Origin of the sequence: Campylobacter sp. LR291e (genome assembly GCF_008633915.1) — a bacterium.
In the GTDB taxonomy this organism is placed as follows: Bacteria; Campylobacterota; Campylobacteria; order Campylobacterales; family Campylobacteraceae; genus Campylobacter_D.
In genome coordinates, this window is sequence record NZ_VJNV01000032.1 from 36,088 (window position 1) to 52,717 (window position 16,630).

A 16,630-nucleotide genomic window follows, 5' to 3' on the forward strand; every position below is an offset into this window, starting at 1 on the left:
TTAAAAAGTACTTATATAATTTGATTTTAAATATATTTTAAGGATAGATAATGAAAAAAATTATTTTAGGAGTGCTTTTAATGCTTGGAATTTCAAATGCTAGCGAAAAAAGTATAATTTTAGGAGGAGGTTGTTTTTGGTGCGTTGAGGCAGTTTTTGAGACTATTGAAGGTGTTACAAATACCGAGGTTGGTTATTCAGGTGGACCTATGAATCCCACTTATAAATCAGTAAGTAATGGAGATGGCAATATAGAAGTAGCAAAGATTAGCTTTGATGATAGTAAAATTTCGCTTAATAAGGTGCTTGAGTTATTTTTTAAAATGCATGACCCAACTAGCCTTGATAGACAGGGGGCAGATGCTGGAATTCAGTATCGTTCGGCTATTTTTTATGAAAGTAATGATGATAAAAAAATCATAGATGATTTTATAAAAAACGCTCAAAATAGCTATTCTAAGCCTATAGTTACTAAGCTTTATAAGCTTGAAAGCTATACTAAGGCAGAAGATTATCATCAACATTATTTTAAGAAAAATCCAAACGCTGCTTATTGTCGTTTTGTTATAGCTCCAAAGCTTGATAAGGTTAAAAATCACTAATTTACTCCCTTTAAGTTAAAGAAATTTTACATTTTATTCACAGCCTTTTCACGCTGTGAATTTCTTTTTAAATACCTATAAAAAGGCACTTTAAGCTTTATATTTTCACAAATTTTTTTTATATTTTTTTAAGGTTTTTTATGAATTTAAAAGAAAATGTGAAATTTCCTTAATCTTTAAAAAATTAAAGAAAAATTTAAAGAAAATTAAATAATATTTTTTTAAAAAAAGGATATTTAATGTTAAAAATATTTAGATTTTTTCTTTTAGTCTTTTTTGTAAATTTTTCTTTTGCTAACCCTAGCGAAATAGCTTCTCAAATGTTTTTTGCTATAAAAGATAAGGACAATGAAAAGGTAAAGTCCTTAATGTATATGGGCGATAAGAAATTTGAGAACTTAGAAAAGGCAGAGATTGACGCTGATATTGATTTTTTAGTAAATGCATTAAATGTGGGCTTTAAGCACTATGGCGAGATTAAGGGTGTGGAAGTTTTAGAAGAAATAATAGAAAAAGAAAATGCTAAGATTGTTTTAAAATTAAATTTAACAAATGGCAAAACAGCCACCGAAACATTTACTTTAAAAAATATAAATAACGAGTGGAAAGTGGAATTTAAATTTTAAGTTTTTGTTATAATTTTAAAAACTACATTTAGGAAAAGGATAAAATGGATTATGAGACTAAAAGTGAAGTTATAATAACAAAAGCACAAACAAGAGACGAATTCTTACAACTTTTGATTGATAATCTTACTACTTATGCTATTTATTTAGATAAAAATGAAAAGAAATTGTTTTTTAATATTTTAGATCGCATGAATTATCAAGGTATTGTTATAACGGGTACTTCATTTAAAGGTTGCGTTAAGGGTTATATGTCAAAAAGTTCTTTTTATAGAAGTCTTAAAGGGCTTTTAGAAAAAGAAGTAATTTATGAATTTAATGATAAATTAGCAAAAAAATTTAACATAGGTTCCTATTTTAAGAACTTTTTTTAGTTAATCCTATTTTGATAGGAAAAGGATGCTTTTTTGATATAAAAAATCTAAAACATGCTGTAATTACTGAATATGACTTTAAAAATTTAGGAGTTAAAAAACAATTTATAGAAGAAGGTAAATACACAGATTATGAATAAAAAAAATATACAAAAAAAGTTAAAAAAGCTAAAATTTTAACTAAAAAGTTTAGCAAGGATACATTAAGGGCTATTAAGGAGATTGAAAATGGCGAGGTTGAAGGACCATTTTATAATATTAATGACTTAATGCAAAGTTTAGAAAAATGAGATATGTATTAAAAAATAAAGATATCGATATTTTGGAATTTGAAATTAAAAAAGAAAAAATTGATAAATTTAGGATCGAATATCATATTGTCAATTTTTTAGTTTTAAAAAAAGATTTATTGCCTATACCCTTAAATTACGAAGTTCAATTAACCAAAGATAATATAAGCAAGTGGATAGAAAAAAGAAAAATTCCTTCTAATAGGGCTTTTGCAAATAAAATTTTAAAAGCACATAAAGATTATAACCCAAATAATTTTATGTCTTATATAGATATTTCTTTTGGCTTATCCTTAAATGATACTTACTGGATTACGCCCTTTGATAAAAATTATAAATGGAAAGATTATAATCTTTATGAAAATAATTTTAGTGAAATTTTAGAACTAGTGGCTTTTATTGGTAAAAATGAAAGCATAAGTGGTTTAACTATTTCACCTGAGTTTACTACAAATGGCATGCTTAAAAAATGCTGGCATAGACTCAATGAAAAAATTTATTTGTATAAGGGAAATTTTCAAGGAAAAGAAGTATTTAGCGAGTATTATTCTTATCAAGTAGCTAAAATTTTAGGATTTGATGCTGTTTTTTATGATTTAAAAGAATTTCATAAAGAATTAGTTAGTGCATGCCCTATATTTACAAATGAAAAAGAAGGCTATGTACCGATTTATTATTTTTTGCCAAAAGAAGAAAGAAAAGAGAAATTTTCGTTTAAAAAAGAAAAATATATTGAAGATATTTTTGGCAAGGAAAATTTTGAAAATTTAATGCTTTTTGATGCAATTATTGGCAATACAGATAGGCATTTGGGAAATTTTGGAATGATTATTGATAATGATACAAATGAAATTTTAAGACCTGCCCCCATTTTTGACAATGGCTTAGTCTTGTTAAATTTAATGCAAACACAGGATTTAAAAAATATTTTAAGTATTGCACAAAACTATATTACTAGCATGAATTATACTTTTAAACAACAACTTTCAATTTATGTTAGACCTAGACATGAAAATTCTTTAAAACAACTTTTAAATTTTAAGATTAAAAAACATGAACTTTTTAATCTTAGTGATGAATGGTTAAATGCCTTTGAAACTTTTATTAAAGAACAAGCCAAATTGGCCCTTAACATTTTAAAAGAAAAAAGCAAGGATTTAAAAACTAAAAAATTATCTTTTAAGGGCAGAAGTTGTTAAAAAATTTATAAGGAGTAATTATGCTTAAAGTTAGCATTTTTAGGGGTGTTAATGGGACAGGAAAAACTCTACTTTATATTATAAAATGCAAGAAGAAAAGATAAATTTAGGATATAGAACTAATGTGGATGAGATAGCCTAAAGCATAGGCGACCCAAGAGATAGACAAACTCAAATTAGGGCCTCAAAGATAGCCATAAAAATGCGTGATATGTATATTAATGATAATTTAAGTTTTAATAAAGAAAGTACGTTTTGTGGCAAGTCTATATTAAGATTATTTAATGAGTTAAAAGAAAAAAACTATAATATAATCTTGTATTTTATGGGGGTTAATAGCGTAGATATTGCAAAAGAAAGGGTAAAAATAAGAGTTAGCAAGGGTAAGCATAATGTAGCTTCAAATTTGATAGAAAAAAGATATTATGAGAGTATGCAAAATTTATTAAAAGTTACTTCCTTTTGTGATAATGTTTTTATCTATGATAATAGCAAAAATTACGAATTAATAGCACAAATAAAAAATAATGAGTTAAATTTATATAAAAATATTGTGTGGTTTGATAAATTAATTTCAATTAAGCTTAATAAAAATAGGGTGCGTACTAGATAAAATTAAAAACTTAATTTTGATAATAATTTTATACAAACTCCATTTTTTAAATTTGTAGCCAAATATAAGGCATTTTCACTTTTATTTTTTTGTCTCATATGTTTTATAGTAAGATTATTTTTAAAGCTTTTATTGCTAACCATTCCTATAATATAAGCCTTTTTATTTATTTCGTCTATGTAAACTCTTATATAAATATGGACCATGTTTTGAAGTTCTATTTTTAAAATTTAATTATATTTACGCTAAATCTTTTATTTATATAGTTTTTATAATCTTCAATGCTATTTATTAAATTGTTTTTATCTATCCTTAAATATTTAAGATATGTTAAAAAATCATCATTTAAAATAGCTTGAAAATTTATTTTTTTTATTTAATAAATGTCTTTTGTTAATCCTAGTTGATTTTATCTTACAAATATAAATTTTATTTTGCAAACACTCATATTTTAATTTATCGCTTATACTCCCATAAGCAAACTTACTTACTTCATTATTTATTTTATTTATGATTTGTTCTATATTTACATTATCATTAAATAAAAGACAATCAAAGGGTGCGTGTTTTTTAAAATTATCTGTTCTAAAATCATTATAACTAGGTAAATTTAGAGTTTTTATATTAGTTTTTAAATATTGATTAACACAAAATTCAGCTATTTTTCCAAGCTTAGTATCTTTTTTCTTTGTTAGCTTATATCTGTTTTCTTGCCAAGTGTTATGTGTATGGTTTGTAATCTTTGTATATTTTTATCGTTTATATTAAATTTAGCACAATCAATACAAATAATATCTTTTATGTCAATCATTTAAAAACTTCTTCATCCTTTCTTTTGCTAGTTTGCAGTATTCTTTATTTATTTCACAGCCAAAGGCTTTTCTATTGTTATGAATTGCAGATATTATTTCACTTCCACTTCCTACAAAGGGCACGAAGATAATATCTCCTTCATTTGAATGCGTTTGAATTATCCTATCGCAAAGCTTTTGGGCTTTTATAGTAGGATGGCCACACCTTTCAATGCTTGATTGAGAAGCTTCCGTTATATCAGCCCATACATTAGAAACCCTTTTATGTGTATTTTTCTAGGCTTTCCATTAGCCCCTAAGTCTTTTCTAGTAGATTTTTCATTAGTATAAGGGATATTAAAGGTATAATTTTCGCTTTTTGTTAAAAATAAAAAATCCTCCCTTGCTGACATATAATTTTTCTTAGTCCCTATACCACGACTATTTCTTTGGGTTATCCAGTTTTTAATCTTAAATAATTTTTCATTTTCAATCATAATAGCCACTCTTGCAAAGGTAAGTGGTTTATGTCCAACCCCACCCTATAATATCAAGGTCCCATTATCCTTTAAAATTCTTTGCATCTGCATAAGCCATTTTTTACACCAAGCTAAATACTCATTCTTATCTTTAAAAACACCAAAATCAAACTCGCCCTTAATCTCAAAATAAGGAGGGTCTGCAATGATTAAATCTATACTATTGTTTTTTTAGCGTTTTTACATAATCAAGCATATCGCAATTAATGATTATATCTTGTATATTTGAGCCTTGTTTTTGTGTAATTATACCTTTTATAGATTAAAAAATAGACATAAAAAAAAGCCTAGCTAAGCTAGGCTTTTAAGCAATATTTTGAAAAGATTCAATCCTATATCGTGCTTTTTAGCAAAAACTTTATATAAATTCCTTATGTTTAATAACTAATTGTTAAAAGAATATATTTTTAATTATTATTAATTTTTTGTTAAATTTCAAGCTAAATATGCTAAAATTTCAACTTTTAATAAAAGGGGAGTTAAAAATGAAAAATGTAATGATTTTAAGTGGCGCTGGTTTAAGTGCTGAAAGTGGTCTTAAAACCTTTAGGGATAATGGAGGCTTATGGGAACAACACGATTTAATGGAGGTGTGTTCTGCTACTGGTTTTGCTAAAAATCCTAGCAAGGTCCTTGATTTTTATGATGAAAGAAGGGCACAACTTAAAGAAGTAGTCCCAAACAAGGCACACGAAGTAATAGCCAAATTAAAAGATACTTATAAAGATAATCTTTTTGTAGTAACTCAAAATGTAGACGATTTACTAGAAAGGGCAGGTTGTAAGGAGATCATTCATTTACATGGCTTTTTACCCGAACTTCGCTGTTTAGAATGTGAAAATATCTTTAATATAGGCTATGAAAGTTATAAAGACAAAAGCTGTCCTAAATGTGATAGTAAGCATATAAGGCATAATATTATAATGTTTGAAGAACAAGCCCCGGCCTATAATACACTTCACAAACTCTTAGAACAAACTCATTTATTTATAGCAATTGGCACAAGTGGGACCGTTTTACCCGTTCATTGCTATGCTAGAATGTGCGAACAAAGCATTTTAAATAGCCTTGATATAGCCGAGTTAAGACCATGTTTTGATAAGGCTTATGAAGAAAATGCTAGTACGGCTATACTTAAAATTTCAGAAGATATAAGGGAATTTTTAGGTGCTTGAGGCATTATTAAATGGCTTGTTATTAGGTTTTGGGGTAGCAGTTCCCTTTGGTCCTTTAAATATCTTAATACTAACTTACGCATTACAATCCTTTAAAAACGCCTTTTTATTAGGGCTTGGGGCAATGTGTGCTGATATGATTTATTTTCTTTTGCTTAGCTTTGGAATTTTAAAATTTTTAAATCAAGATTATATTTTAAAAACCCTAGCAATATTTGGCTTTTGTTTTTTAAGCTACATAGCCTTTTTAATGCTAAAAAGTAAGCAAAAAAATTTACAAATTCAAAGTCAAAACATAAACGAAAGGCTTTTAAAAAGTTTTAGCAAGGGTTTATTTTTAAATTTTTTAAACCCCTACATAATAGGCTTTTGGCTAAGCGTAGCAACCCTTAGTGCCTTAAATGAACACGCAAATTTTATGTTTTTTGGATTGATTTTGGCCATTATTTCTTGGGTATTTTGCCTATCTTTTTTTGTGGGTAAATTTAGTCACTTATTTACGGCAAAAATTATACATATTATAAATTTTGTTTCAGCAATTATTATTGAATATTTCGCAATTATGCTAATATACAAAAATTTTTTTTAGGAAAAGATAATGAATGCAAAAGAACTTTTAATGGAGCTTTTAAAATTTAAATCAATCACTCCAAAAGATGATGGGGCATTAAATTTTATAGCCTTAGAATTAAACGAATTTGATGCCTTTTTTGTTGATGAAAATGGGGTTAGAAATTTAATTTTAAGCAAAAAGTTTAAAGATGAGGGCGAACACCTAGCCTTTGGAGGTCATATAGACGTGGTTTCGCCAGGAGATTGTTGGAATACTAGTCCTTTTAAGCCCGTTGAAAAAGATGGCTTTATTTACGCAAGGGGTGCGCAAGATATGAAAAGTGGGCTTGCAGCATTTTTATGGGCTATGAGTAATGCTAGTTTTAATGGGGGCAGGTTAACGGCTATCATTACAAGCGATGAAGAAGGCGAGGCTAAATTTGGTACCTTAAAGGCATTGGAATTTTTAAAAGAAAAAGATTTATTGCCTGATTTTGCTATAGTGGCTGAGCCTACCTGCGTTAAGGAATTAGGCGATAGTATAAAGATAGGCAGGAGAGGTTCTATAAATGGAATTTTGCGTATAAAAGGAAAACAAGGACACGTAGCATACCCTGAAAAATGTATAAATCCAGTGCATGAATTTGCCCCACTTTTAAAGCTTTTGGCTGATTTTAACCTAGATGGAGGTAGTGCTGAATTTGCCCCCTCAAAGATAGTAATCACCGATATAAGAGGGGGTTTAGAGCTTAGCAATGTAACCCCAAGTGAGTTAAAAATAATGTTTAATGTGAGAAATTCTAGTCAAACTAGCATAGAAGATGTTAAAAATTATGTAGAAAAGATTTGTGAGAGTTTAAATTTCGAACTTTGCTTAGAACAAAGTTCCTTGCCTTTTCTTACAAATTCGCAAAATAAAATCGTTCAAATTCTAAATAAAAGCGTACAAAAAATAACCTCTGTTGTGCCTGAACTTAACACAAAGGGAGGTACTAGTGATGCGAGATTTTTTGCACAATTTGGCGTAAATGTGGCTGAATTTGGCGTTTGTAATGATAGAATTCACGCAGTTGATGAAAGAGTAAGCATTGATGAATTTGAAAAACTTTGTTTAATTTTCAAGGATTTAATAGAAAATTTTTAAGGATAAAAATGATAATTAATGGAGAAAAATTAGATTTTAAAGAACTTAAATTTGTGGATTTTTTAGCACAAAGAGGCTTAAAGGAAGAATTTGTAGCCTTAGAATTAAATGGCAAAATAATAAAAAAAGATGAGTTTAAAGACCTAGTTTTTAAAGAAGGCGATAGAGCTGAGGTTGTGCATTTTGTGGGAGGTGGTTGATGCGTATTAAATTTAATGGCAAGGAATGTACGACGCAGTTTCAAAATAGCCTTGATTTTTTCAAAACGCAAAGCAAGGATGAAAGCGATGTTTTTATAGTAAATGGCTTTGCTACTAAGGAAAATTTGCCTTTGAAAGAGGGGGATGAGCTTTTTTGCATACCTAAAAATACTATGCCTGATGAAAACGCCCTTGATGCTATGATGAGGGCAAGGCATACGCCAAAACTACATGATAAGCTTAAAAAGGCAAGTGTTAGCATATGTGGACTTGGTGGGCTTGGTTCTAACATAGCCATTATGCTTGCAAGAAGTGGGGTGGGGCACTTAAATTTAATCGATTTTGATATAGTTGATGCAAGTAATCTAAATAGACAAGCTTATTTAGTTAATGATTTGGGTAAGTTTAAAACCGAGGCTTTGCAAATTCAAATTAAGCAAATAAACCCCTTTATAAGCGTAAATATACATACTACAAGGGTTACAAAGGATAATATCAAAGAACTTTTTATAAATGATGATATAGTTTGTGAGGCCTTTGATAGTGCTCAGGCTAAGGCCATGTTAGCACAAAATTTTCATTCTATTTTTAAGGATAAAATTTTAATCTGTGCCTCTGGTCTTGCTGGATATGGGGATTCAAATTCTATTCAAACGCGAAAAATTGCACAAAATTTTTATGTTTGTGGAGATTTAAAAAATGCAGCTAGACATGGTAATGGTTTAATGGCCCCTCGCGTTAATATCTGTGCAGCACACCAAGCAAATTTGGTTTTAGAACTTTTGGCAAGGTAAAAGGATATTTAACTGAAAGGAATTTAAAGTCCTTTAAGTTTATTGTTATTTTTTAATACAAAGTCTTCAAATTCTCTTTCAAAATTATTATTATTTTTAACCTTAAAAAATGATAGACCAAGCAATTTTAGTATTTTATCATCAAAGATATTATTAATAATTTTAAATTCCTTATTATTATTTTCTTTCATAAAATCTTCTTTCCATTTATCTTTTTCTTCATAAATTTCTCCCTTAACCTCTAATATACATTCAACACCAAAATCTTCACCATTTTTTTTCTTTTGCAAACAATATAAAATCAGGTTCAAAACCTCTTGCTTTAACCACTTCTTTTCCTATATCAGCATAAAGTTTAAATTCTTTAAAACGTTCGTTTCTTAATACAAACCAAGTATCATAAACATCATCTAATTCTTTTTTTTGTTTTCTATAGTCTAAAATTTTAGTTTCAAGCTCACTATCTTTTATAATTTTATTGCAATAAAGCCACTCATAATTTTTATTTACTATTTTTGTTTCTTTACTTATCAATATAGTTTGATTATCTTTAATCTCAAATTTATGTACTTTTAAATCTCCTATTTTATAATTGACCATTACCCTATCTTTGTTGTCTTTAAATTTGTTCAAAACTGCTTTTGCAAGTTCGAGTTTACCATTAGTTTTTAAGTGTTTTTTTTGATTTGTGTGAAATTGTATTATGTATGTTTTAAATTCTTTTATAAACTCTTCTTTGCTTTCAAAATTAAAATTCTTTTTAAGTTCGTTAAATTCAAGTTCTATTATATTCATAGCCTTTAAAAAAAATCTTTCTTCTATATTAAAATCTTCAATTTTTTAGGAAAGTAACTTTCATTACTTTTTGCTTTTTGAGATTTTAAAAACTGCTCACTTTCTAAAATTTTATCACCTATTAATGCTATTTTTTCATCTTTTAATATACTTTTTAATTTTTCTTTATTTGCCTTTCGTTCGCTACTTTTAAGCTCGTATTTTTTATTGTTTACAAAATAAATTCTTTCATTTTTAATTTTTTCTTTTAAAGTAGGATTAATTTGTATTTTTATGTTCTTGCATATAATCTATCAAACCTTCTTGCCTAAGTTCGTTTTGAAGTTCGTTAATAAAAGCACTATCATTTGTGCTATGATAGCTTAGTTTTTCAAGACAAGCAAGTTCTTTTTCTGTGATAGCCACATTATCAAATTTTCTTTTAAATTTTTCATCAAAATTATCTATTAAAAAATGATAATACCTAGCACCCCTGCCTATAAGTTGGGCTTGCGAGATAGTATCTTTTGTACTATTATCAAGCCTTACTATATCAAAAAGATTTAGCACATCCAAACCCGCGTTTAGCTTGTTAACAGCAAAAATTATCCTTATAATTGTCTTTGTCTTCAAGGTTATTCAAAACATCTTGCCAAGGTTCATCTTTTTTATCCTCATTTACACTTATAATAACTTCTTTTTTAAATTTAAGCTGTATTCTTTCAACAAGCTTTAAAAGATATTCATCCTTGAAACATTCTTTAAAAAATATATGACTTTTATTGAAAAGTTCTTCACTTGTAAAAAGATTATTGTTATTTAATGTATCATAAAAATTTTTTATATCATCTTCTTTTAAATTTGATACAAATTCCTCAAATTTAGCTTGATTTTCTTTTGATTTAGAAATGGTATTGCTTTTAAATAAAATTACAGGTTTTATATATTCTCTATTATATTTATGTAAAACTAATTCCCTATATAAACTAAGCAACATAGCCCCTAAAAAGCGTAAATTTATATTATCATTAGGATATTGTTCTATAAAAATGCGTTTAGAATAACCATCCTTGCAAAAATTCTTTAAATTATATTCAAAAATGAGTTTATCTTCGTATTTTTCTTGTACATTTTTATCATTTGGTATAGTTGCACTAAATTCAAACATTTTATTTTCTTTATTGCTTTGAAAAGCTTGTGTTATAACGCTTTCCCAATTTTCTTTTAATTCTTTTTCTTTTTTATTTTTTACACCCTTTGTCCCAGCGTTTAAATGATGTGCCTCGTCCGCTAAATACAAATTCAAATTCTTTTAAATCATTAAAAGTTAAGCTATTTTCCTTAGGAATTTTATACAAAGAATGCAGGCTTTGTATAGTTGTAAAATAGATATTTATAGTCGAGTTATCGCTTTCTTGTAGATTAGAAATTTCATTTATTTTAACGATTTTATTATCTATCATAATCTTTTGTTTAAATAGGTATTTTGATGAAATTTGATTACAAAAATTATCCTTTGTTTTTTGTATAATAGGATTTGAATTTACAAAAAATACAAAATTTCTATATCCTTTTTTAAAACAATCAAGCATTAAAGCTACCATTATCAAGGTCTTTCCACTGCCCGTTGCCATATTAAATAAAAGGTGATTTTTCTTAAAGCTTTCTCCATTTGTTAGATAGTATTTTAAGGCATTTGTTTGATATTCTCTTAAATCTTTGCTTAAATTATCTTTTATATGTTTTGGAATTTCTAATTCTTCAAGGCCCTTAGTGCCAAATCTTTCTTTGAAATTTATCGTTTATCTTTTTTATAAACTCATCTATATCAAGGCTACAATCTTCTATATCAGAATACAAAACATAATCCATATTTGTATCTAAAATTTTTCTTAAAATTTCTTTTTGCTTATCAAAGCTAAGTTTTTTAAATTCATCATCATTAAGCCTTTTAATGTCTACTCTATAATCAATAAAAGCTCTTTGTTTTATCTCATTAAAAATTTGTTCTAACTCATCGTTATTTTTTGCATTGTCTATTTTTTCCTTAAATTTAGCATTTAAAGGCATTAATTCACAATACAAAAACTCATCTCCACCATTAAAATTTAAAGCCTTGGAAACTCCACATTGTTCGCTTTGTACTACTTTTTTAAGCCTTCTTTTGTGATACTTTCAATATAATCCATTTGTTCAATGCCTATATATCTTTTTTTCATTTTATGGGCTACTGCTAAGGTAGTACCACTCCCTGCAAAAAAGTTCATTACTAGGTCGTTTTCTTGTGTTGAAATTTCGATTATTCTTTATTAAAAGGGCTTCGGGTTTTTGTCCTTTAAAATTTACATTATTATTGTCTAAAACAGTTTCTTCATCAAGTGATACAGAGTTTTTTATTGCTACACTATTTAATTCATCCCATTTATTGCAATTCCAAGTATCCTCTAAGGAGTATTTATCTCCACACATCTCATGATTAATTTGATAAAAAATTTTATTTATACTTATTTCATCTAATCCATAATTTTTAAATAATTTTATATTTTCTTTAGATTGTGGTAAAATCTCTTTAAAATCTTTGTTTTATATATGAATTTTATTTAATTTGACACTATTATAATTTTTAGAATAAAGCAAAATAGTATCATGGTTTCTTATAATCTTTTTCATGGTCTTATACCCAGATACAAAACCCATTCTCCAAATAATTTCTCGTTGAAAATTATCTCTGCCAAATATTTCATCCATTAAAACCTTTAAGTAATGAACTTCATTATAGTCCATATTTACAAAAATCACCCCATCATCTCTTAAAAATTCCCTTGCAATTTCTAAGCGATTTTTCATAAAAGTTAGCCAAGTAGAATGCTTAAATTTATCATTATATTTAAAGCTGTCATTGCTTGTATTATAAGGAGGGTCAATGTATATTAATTTTACTTGTTTAGCAAATTTAGCTTTCAAAGAATGTAAGGCTAAAAGGTTATTGCCTTTTATGAGTAAATTTAAAAAATTATTGTTTTCAAAGCTATTTAAGATTTCTTTAAGTTTGTTTGTATTTTCTCTCTCTTCATTATTAGAATCTTTGTTAATCAATTCAAAATTATAAAAGACCTTAGAACTTAGCAAAACATCAATTTTTGCGATTATATCATTGAAAAAAATTTCAGTATATTTTTTATCTTTTTCATCCTTGCTTTGAGAACCCTTTAAAACGCAATCCTTATAAGCAAAATTTAGAATAACTCTTGAATCTTGCTTAATGTAGCTATCTTTTTTAGTCCTAAGTCCTATTTTATTTAATATAGCTAGTATAGCTTTCATTTAAGCTTTTACTAGCTATAAAGCTTAGGAATTTTTCTTTTTCAAAAATGAAAGTATTAATGTTTTTAAAGAATTCCTTTTTATATTTATCTTTAAATTGTGATTTTTCAAGTAAAAAATCAAATAATCTTTCATCATTATCTAAAACATAATTTTCAATGCCCCTAAGCGTTTTAAATTCTTTTTATAAATCATCTAATAATGATTTCATTTTTTCCCTTTAAATAAACTCTACCACTTCATCAAAATCAAAACGCATTTTAGCTGGAATTTTCTCATCATTGCTTATTCCAAGGGCTATCATTAAGCTACTTTGCATCTCATTTACATTTAATTTTAAATAAGAATCAAGTTTAGCCTTATCAAAGCCTCCAATGGTACAAGTTGCGATATTTAAGGCATTTGCAGCGTATAATATACTAGCTAGTGCGATATGGGCTTGTTCTCTTGCATAATTTATTTTTTCAAAGGCGTTCATATTTTCTAAAAAAGGCTTATAAAGCTTTAAACGAGTGTTAATATCTTCTTCACTCATCTTTCTTTGTCTTAGCCTTTTTTCAAAATATTTAGCAAAATCAAGCCTTGAAACTATGATAATAACAGCACTTGCCTTTGCAACGTGGGCTTGTCCATTTGCAATAACGCTTAATTCTTTAAGCTTATTGATATCTTGTACCACTATAAATTTCCAAGGTTCTAAGCCTAATGAACTAGGACTAAGCCTTGCTACTTCTAAAATTTGATTCAAGCTTTCTTTACTTATCTTTTCATCCTTAAAATTCCTACAAGAATATCTTGTTTTAAAAATATCTAAACTCATATAAACTCCACTACATCTTTATAATCTAAACGCACTTTTGCGTACTTTGGCTCGTTTTTCTTATAACCAAGCGACAATATAACTGCTGTTTGAAATGGGTATTTTAAATTTAAAAACTCATCAACTGCCTTTTTATCAAATCCTCCTATCATACAAGAATCAATGCCTTTATTCATAGCTGCTAAGCTCATTTGCATAAGAGCTAAGTAGCATTGAAGTTGAGAAAAATGAAAAAGTTCTTTTTCATCCATTAAATCCGTATCATGTGTGTAAATTTTTAACACCCTTTGAAAATTTTCTTCGCTACTTCCTGTAAAACGGCGAATTTGACTTTGAGCGAATTCATCCTTGCTTTGTAAATCAGTTCTGGCTAGGATAATGATATTATGACTTGCAGTAGCGACATTTTCTTGATTTTGACAACATTTGCTAAGGGCCTTGTTTTTTTCACTATCTTCAATGACTAAAAATTTCCAAGGTTCAAAACCGTGAGAACTAGGGCTCAAAACTCCACTTTTTAAGATAAATTTTAAATCCTTTTGTGAAATTTTTCTATCATCAAAAAGCTTACAAGCATGCCGTAGTTTTAACATTTTTTTAAATTTCATACTTTCTCCTTTGTAATTTTAAAATTATAATCAAAAATAATAAATCAAAAATAATAAATATTTTTTATTGTATTTTTACGAAAAAAAAATATAATTATGAAATTTTAAATTTTCAAGGAAAGTAAATGAAACATACAATCCTAACCTTGCAAAAGCAAAAAGAAGATAATAATAAAATCGTTATGGTCGCTGCTTATGATTATTTTAGTGCTAAGGCCCTAGATACTGCCGGGGTAGAAATGATTTTAGTTGGTGATTCCTTAGCTATGGCTATGCTAGGTTATGAAGATACATTAAGTATTAGCGTTGATGAAATGCTAGTTTTTACAAGGGCAGTTACAAGGGGTGCAAAAGATGCCTTTGTCGTGGCTGATATGCCCTTTATGTCTTATCAAGGCTCACAAAAAAACGCCTTAAAAAATGCTACTAAATTTATAAAAAAAGGTAGGGCAAATGGCGTTAAAATAGAAGGTGGGGCTGAAATGGCAAAAACTATTAAATTACTAAGTGAAGCAGGAATTCCGGTTATAGCACACATTGGTTTAATGCCTCAAAACATAAATAACACGGGTGGCTACAAGGTACAAGGAAAAACCATGCAAAGTGCACAAAAAATTTTAGATGATGCAAGGACTTTACAAGATGCAGGGGCTTTTATGGTCTTAGTAGAATGCGTACCATTAAAACTTATGCAAAAAATAACCCATTCTTTAAGCGTGCCAACTATAGGAATAGGGGCTGGAAAGTACGCTGATGGACAGGTTTTAGTATGGCATGATTTACTTGGCATTAATACAAATTTTAAGCCTAAATTTGTAAAAAATTATGCAAATTTAAATGAAGATTATCAAGTAGCTTTAAAAGCTTATATAGATGAGGTTAAAAGTGGGGTTTTTCCTGATGAAAATTTTAGTTTTAATATAAATGATGAGTGGTTAGATAGGCTTTATTAAGGTTTAAAAATGCAAGTTATTAATGAAATTTCAAAAATGAAAGAATGTATTAGCCAGTGGAAAAAACAAGGCTTTAGTATAGGTTTTGTGCCTACTATGGGCTATCTACATGAAGGGCATTTAAGTTTAGTTAGGGCAGGTCAAAAAAATTATAAGTTAGTTTTAAGCATTTTTGTTAATCCTATGCAATTTGGGGTTAATGAAGATTTAGCTAAGTATCCAAGAAATTTAGAAAAAGATACAAAACTTTGCGAAGAAAACGGCGTGGACATTCTTTTCATACCAAATGAAAAAGATATGTATCCAAGTGATTTTTCTAGCTTTGTTGATATTAATTCAAGCCTTACAAATTCACTTTGTGGCACAAGCCGGCCGGGGCATTTTAGAGGGGTTTGTACTATTTTAACTAAGCTTTTTAATATAATAGAACCTAATATTGCTTATTTTGGACAAAAGGACGCCCAGCAATGTGCAGTGGTTAAGCAACTTGTTAAGGATTTAAATTTAAATGTGAAAATTGAAGTTTGCCCTATAGTTAGAGAAAGTGATAATCTAGCTAAAAGTTCGCGCAATGTGTATTTAAATGATAGCGAAAGAAAGGCAGCGACAATTTTATCAAAGGCGATTTTTTTAGGGCAAAATTTAGTTTTAAAGGGTGAAAGAAATACAAAAATAATTAAAAATGCTATGCAAAAAGAATTAGAAAAAGAAAATTTAGCTAAGATTGATTATATAAGCTTAGTTGACCCTGATGCCATGCAAGAATTTGATTTTATACAGGATAAAATTTTAGGGGCGATTGCAGTTTATATAGGCAAAACAAGATTAATTGATAATTTTTTATTAAGGGATTTAAAATGATGATAAATATGTTAAGGGCTAAAATTCATCGTGCTGTTGTAAAGGAGGCCAAGCTTGATTATGTGGGAAGTATAAGCATAGATGAAAGGCTTTTAAAGGCAAGTGGAATTTTAGAATATGAAAAGGTTCAAGTTGTAAACATTAACACAGGGGCTCGTTTTGAAACCTATACCATAGCTACAAATGAAGAGGGCATGATTTGCTTAAATGGGGCAGCTGCTAGGCTAGTTCAAAACAATGATAAGGTTATAATTATGGCCTATGCAAATTTAAGCATAGAAGAGGCAAGTAATTTTAAACCAAGGGTTGTAATAGTTGATGAAAATAATAAGCCTTATCAAATTTCAAACTATGAAAAACATGGCAAAATATTTGAAATTTACAATTAATT

General features: G+C 27.9%; 24 protein-coding genes and 1 pseudogene. 13 read left to right on the forward strand and 12 right to left on the reverse strand.

The features are described 5' to 3' along the window. The first annotated feature begins 80 nt into the window (after positions 1 to 80). From msrA to FMM58_RS06990, 5 genes are all read left to right on the forward strand, one after another. A complete protein-coding gene (gene msrA / locus FMM58_RS06970; protein WP_150141675.1) occupies positions 81 to 602 on the forward strand; it encodes a peptide-methionine (S)-S-oxide reductase MsrA in 522 nt (173 codons plus the stop codon). Positions 603 to 841: 239 nt separating this feature from the next. After that, on the forward strand, positions 842 to 1,228 hold the full coding sequence (locus tag FMM58_RS06975; protein WP_150141533.1) for a DUF4878 domain-containing protein: 387 nt from the start codon (positions 842 to 844) through the stop codon (positions 1,226 to 1,228). A gap of 44 nt (positions 1,229 to 1,272) precedes the next feature. After that, positions 1,273 to 1,602: a hypothetical protein gene (locus FMM58_RS06980; RefSeq protein ID WP_150141535.1), complete on the forward strand. Its 330-nt coding sequence runs from the start codon at positions 1,273 to 1,275 to the stop codon at positions 1,600 to 1,602. A gap of 286 nt (positions 1,603 to 1,888) precedes the next feature. Next, on the forward strand, positions 1,889 to 3,091 hold the full coding sequence (locus FMM58_RS06985) for a transcriptional regulator (RefSeq protein ID WP_150180530.1): 1,203 nt from the start codon (positions 1,889 to 1,891) through the stop codon (positions 3,089 to 3,091). 202 nt (positions 3,092 to 3,293) lie between these two features. Further along, positions 3,294 to 3,704: a hypothetical protein gene (locus tag FMM58_RS06990; protein WP_223810459.1), complete on the forward strand. Its 411-nt coding sequence runs from the start codon at positions 3,294 to 3,296 to the stop codon at positions 3,702 to 3,704. A 2-nt stretch (positions 3,705 to 3,706) separates the two neighbouring features. Here FMM58_RS06990 and FMM58_RS06995 read toward each other — a convergent pair whose 3' ends face one another. From FMM58_RS06995 to FMM58_RS09385, 4 genes are all read right to left on the reverse strand, one after another. Beyond that, a complete protein-coding gene (locus FMM58_RS06995) occupies positions 3,707 to 3,910 on the reverse strand; it encodes a hypothetical protein (RefSeq protein ID WP_150180531.1) in 204 nt (67 codons plus the stop codon). A 597-nt stretch (positions 3,911 to 4,507) separates the two neighbouring features. Beyond that, positions 4,508 to 4,753: a DNA methyltransferase gene (locus tag FMM58_RS07000; RefSeq protein ID WP_150141541.1), complete on the reverse strand. Its 246-nt coding sequence runs from the start codon at positions 4,751 to 4,753 to the stop codon at positions 4,508 to 4,510. After that, the gene (locus FMM58_RS07005; protein ID WP_150141543.1) at positions 4,750 to 4,992 is read right to left on the reverse strand and encodes a hypothetical protein; all 243 of its coding nucleotides are present in this window, start codon (positions 4,990 to 4,992) and stop codon (positions 4,750 to 4,752) included. Before FMM58_RS07005 ends, FMM58_RS07000 begins: the two co-directional genes overlap by 4 nt. 45 nt (positions 4,993 to 5,037) lie before the next feature. Beyond that, positions 5,038 to 5,193: a DNA methyltransferase gene (locus FMM58_RS09385; protein WP_150141676.1), complete on the reverse strand. Its 156-nt coding sequence runs from the start codon at positions 5,191 to 5,193 to the stop codon at positions 5,038 to 5,040. Between the two features lie 326 nt (positions 5,194 to 5,519). Between FMM58_RS09385 and FMM58_RS07015 the strand changes: the two genes are divergently transcribed. From FMM58_RS07015 to thiF, 5 genes are read left to right on the forward strand one after another with little or no spacing between them, the layout of a single operon-like run. Further along, positions 5,520 to 6,209 (forward strand): SIR2 family NAD-dependent protein deacylase, encoded by a 690-nt coding sequence (locus tag FMM58_RS07015; RefSeq protein WP_150141545.1) that lies wholly within the window; start codon positions 5,520 to 5,522, stop codon positions 6,207 to 6,209. Continuing rightward, positions 6,202 to 6,798, forward strand: coding sequence for a LysE family transporter (locus FMM58_RS07020; RefSeq protein WP_150141547.1), 597 nt, complete (start codon positions 6,202 to 6,204; stop codon positions 6,796 to 6,798). Before FMM58_RS07015 ends, FMM58_RS07020 begins: the two co-directional genes overlap by 8 nt. A 9-nt stretch (positions 6,799 to 6,807) precedes the next feature. Further along, on the forward strand, positions 6,808 to 7,905 hold the full coding sequence (gene dapE / locus FMM58_RS07025) for a succinyl-diaminopimelate desuccinylase (RefSeq protein WP_150141549.1): 1,098 nt from the start codon (positions 6,808 to 6,810) through the stop codon (positions 7,903 to 7,905). A gap of 8 nt (positions 7,906 to 7,913) precedes the next feature. Beyond that, positions 7,914 to 8,105, forward strand: a complete 192-nt coding sequence (gene thiS, locus FMM58_RS07030; RefSeq protein WP_150141551.1) for a sulfur carrier protein ThiS — start codon at positions 7,914 to 7,916, stop codon at positions 8,103 to 8,105. Continuing rightward, on the forward strand, positions 8,105 to 8,899 hold the full coding sequence (gene thiF, locus FMM58_RS07035; protein WP_150141553.1) for a thiamine biosynthesis protein ThiF: 795 nt from the start codon (positions 8,105 to 8,107) through the stop codon (positions 8,897 to 8,899). The genes thiS and thiF overlap by 1 nt, the downstream gene beginning before the upstream one ends. A gap of 23 nt (positions 8,900 to 8,922) precedes the next feature. On the opposite strand, the gene FMM58_RS07040 is transcribed toward thiF, so the two are convergent. The 8 genes and pseudogenes from FMM58_RS07040 to FMM58_RS07070 form a co-directional block, all read right to left on the reverse strand. Beyond that, positions 8,923 to 9,210 carry a hypothetical protein gene (locus FMM58_RS07040; RefSeq protein WP_150141555.1) on the reverse strand — a complete coding sequence of 96 codons (288 nt, stop codon included), beginning with the start codon at positions 9,208 to 9,210 and terminating at the stop codon, positions 8,923 to 8,925. Then, positions 9,167 to 9,694, reverse strand: coding sequence for a hypothetical protein (locus FMM58_RS07045; protein ID WP_150141557.1), 528 nt, complete (start codon positions 9,692 to 9,694; stop codon positions 9,167 to 9,169). Before FMM58_RS07045 ends, FMM58_RS07040 begins: the two co-directional genes overlap by 44 nt. A 258-nt stretch (positions 9,695 to 9,952) precedes the next feature. Beyond that, positions 9,953 to 10,243, reverse strand: coding sequence for a hypothetical protein (locus FMM58_RS07050; protein WP_150180532.1), 291 nt, complete (start codon positions 10,241 to 10,243; stop codon positions 9,953 to 9,955). Between the two features lie 22 nt (positions 10,244 to 10,265). Then, entirely contained in the window at positions 10,266 to 10,979 is a 714-nt protein-coding gene (locus FMM58_RS07055; protein WP_190317968.1) for a hypothetical protein, read from the reverse strand. Beyond that, positions 10,915 to 11,472, reverse strand: coding sequence for a DEAD/DEAH box helicase family protein (locus tag FMM58_RS07060; RefSeq protein ID WP_150180534.1), 558 nt, complete (start codon positions 11,470 to 11,472; stop codon positions 10,915 to 10,917). The genes FMM58_RS07055 and FMM58_RS07060 overlap by 65 nt, the downstream gene beginning before the upstream one ends. Then, positions 11,444 to 13,157, reverse strand: a pseudogene (locus FMM58_RS09030) (DNA methyltransferase). Before FMM58_RS09030 ends, FMM58_RS07060 begins: the two are co-directional and overlap by 29 nt. Before the next feature lie 60 nt (positions 13,158 to 13,217). After that, positions 13,218 to 13,817, reverse strand: a complete 600-nt coding sequence (locus FMM58_RS08800; RefSeq protein ID WP_150141561.1) for a nitroreductase family protein — start codon at positions 13,815 to 13,817, stop codon at positions 13,218 to 13,220. Continuing rightward, on the reverse strand, positions 13,814 to 14,425 hold the full coding sequence (locus FMM58_RS07070; protein WP_150141563.1) for an NAD(P)H-dependent oxidoreductase: 612 nt from the start codon (positions 14,423 to 14,425) through the stop codon (positions 13,814 to 13,816). The genes FMM58_RS08800 and FMM58_RS07070 overlap by 4 nt, the downstream gene beginning before the upstream one ends. Positions 14,426 to 14,550: 125 nt before the next feature. Here FMM58_RS07070 and panB point away from each other — a divergent pair, with 125 nt between their 5' ends. The 3 genes from panB to panD are packed head-to-tail and all read left to right on the forward strand — an operon-like array spanning position 14,551 to position 16,628. Continuing rightward, positions 14,551 to 15,378, forward strand: a complete 828-nt coding sequence (gene panB, locus FMM58_RS07075) for a 3-methyl-2-oxobutanoate hydroxymethyltransferase (RefSeq protein ID WP_150141565.1) — start codon at positions 14,551 to 14,553, stop codon at positions 15,376 to 15,378. Between the two features lie 9 nt (positions 15,379 to 15,387). Further along, positions 15,388 to 16,239 (forward strand): pantoate--beta-alanine ligase, encoded by an 852-nt coding sequence (panC, locus tag FMM58_RS07080; RefSeq protein ID WP_150180535.1) that lies wholly within the window; start codon positions 15,388 to 15,390, stop codon positions 16,237 to 16,239. Beyond that, positions 16,236 to 16,628, forward strand: coding sequence for an aspartate 1-decarboxylase (panD, locus tag FMM58_RS07085; protein ID WP_150180536.1), 393 nt, complete (start codon positions 16,236 to 16,238; stop codon positions 16,626 to 16,628). The genes panC and panD overlap by 4 nt, the downstream gene beginning before the upstream one ends. Positions 16,629 to 16,630: the final 2 nt, after the last annotated feature.

Bases quoted from the DNA above. Each gene is read 5' to 3' on its own strand.
- msrA (WP_150141675.1), top strand. From the start codon at position 81: ATGCTTGGAATTTCAAATGCTAGCGAAAAAAGTATAATTTTAGGAGGA.
- FMM58_RS06975 (WP_150141533.1), top strand. From the start codon at position 842: ATGTTAAAAATATTTAGATTTTTTCTTTTAGTCTTTTTTGTAAATTTT.
- FMM58_RS06980 (WP_150141535.1), top strand. From the start codon at position 1,273: ATGGATTATGAGACTAAAAGTGAAGTTATAATAACAAAAGCACAAACA.
- FMM58_RS06985 (WP_150180530.1), top strand. From the start codon at position 1,889: ATGAGATATGTATTAAAAAATAAAGATATCGATATTTTGGAATTTGAA.
- FMM58_RS06990 (WP_223810459.1), top strand. From the start codon at position 3,294: ATGCGTGATATGTATATTAATGATAATTTAAGTTTTAATAAAGAAAGT.
- FMM58_RS06995 (WP_150180531.1), bottom strand. From the start codon at position 3,910: ATGGTCCATATTTATATAAGAGTTTACATAGACGAAATAAATAAAAAG.
- FMM58_RS07005 (WP_150141543.1), bottom strand. From the start codon at position 4,992: ATGATTGAAAATGAAAAATTATTTAAGATTAAAAACTGGATAACCCAA.
- FMM58_RS07015 (WP_150141545.1), top strand. From the start codon at position 5,520: ATGAAAAATGTAATGATTTTAAGTGGCGCTGGTTTAAGTGCTGAAAGT.
- dapE (WP_150141549.1), top strand. From the start codon at position 6,808: ATGAATGCAAAAGAACTTTTAATGGAGCTTTTAAAATTTAAATCAATC.
- thiS (WP_150141551.1), top strand. From the start codon at position 7,914: ATGATAATTAATGGAGAAAAATTAGATTTTAAAGAACTTAAATTTGTG.
- thiF (WP_150141553.1), top strand. From the start codon at position 8,105: ATGCGTATTAAATTTAATGGCAAGGAATGTACGACGCAGTTTCAAAAT.
- FMM58_RS07045 (WP_150141557.1), bottom strand. From the start codon at position 9,694: ATGAATATAATAGAACTTGAATTTAACGAACTTAAAAAGAATTTTAAT.
- FMM58_RS08800 (WP_150141561.1), bottom strand. From the start codon at position 13,817: ATGAGTTTAGATATTTTTAAAACAAGATATTCTTGTAGGAATTTTAAG.
- FMM58_RS07070 (WP_150141563.1), bottom strand. From the start codon at position 14,425: ATGAAATTTAAAAAAATGTTAAAACTACGGCATGCTTGTAAGCTTTTT.
- panB (WP_150141565.1), top strand. From the start codon at position 14,551: ATGAAACATACAATCCTAACCTTGCAAAAGCAAAAAGAAGATAATAAT.
- panC (WP_150180535.1), top strand. From the start codon at position 15,388: ATGCAAGTTATTAATGAAATTTCAAAAATGAAAGAATGTATTAGCCAG.
- panD (WP_150180536.1), top strand. From the start codon at position 16,236: ATGATGATAAATATGTTAAGGGCTAAAATTCATCGTGCTGTTGTAAAG.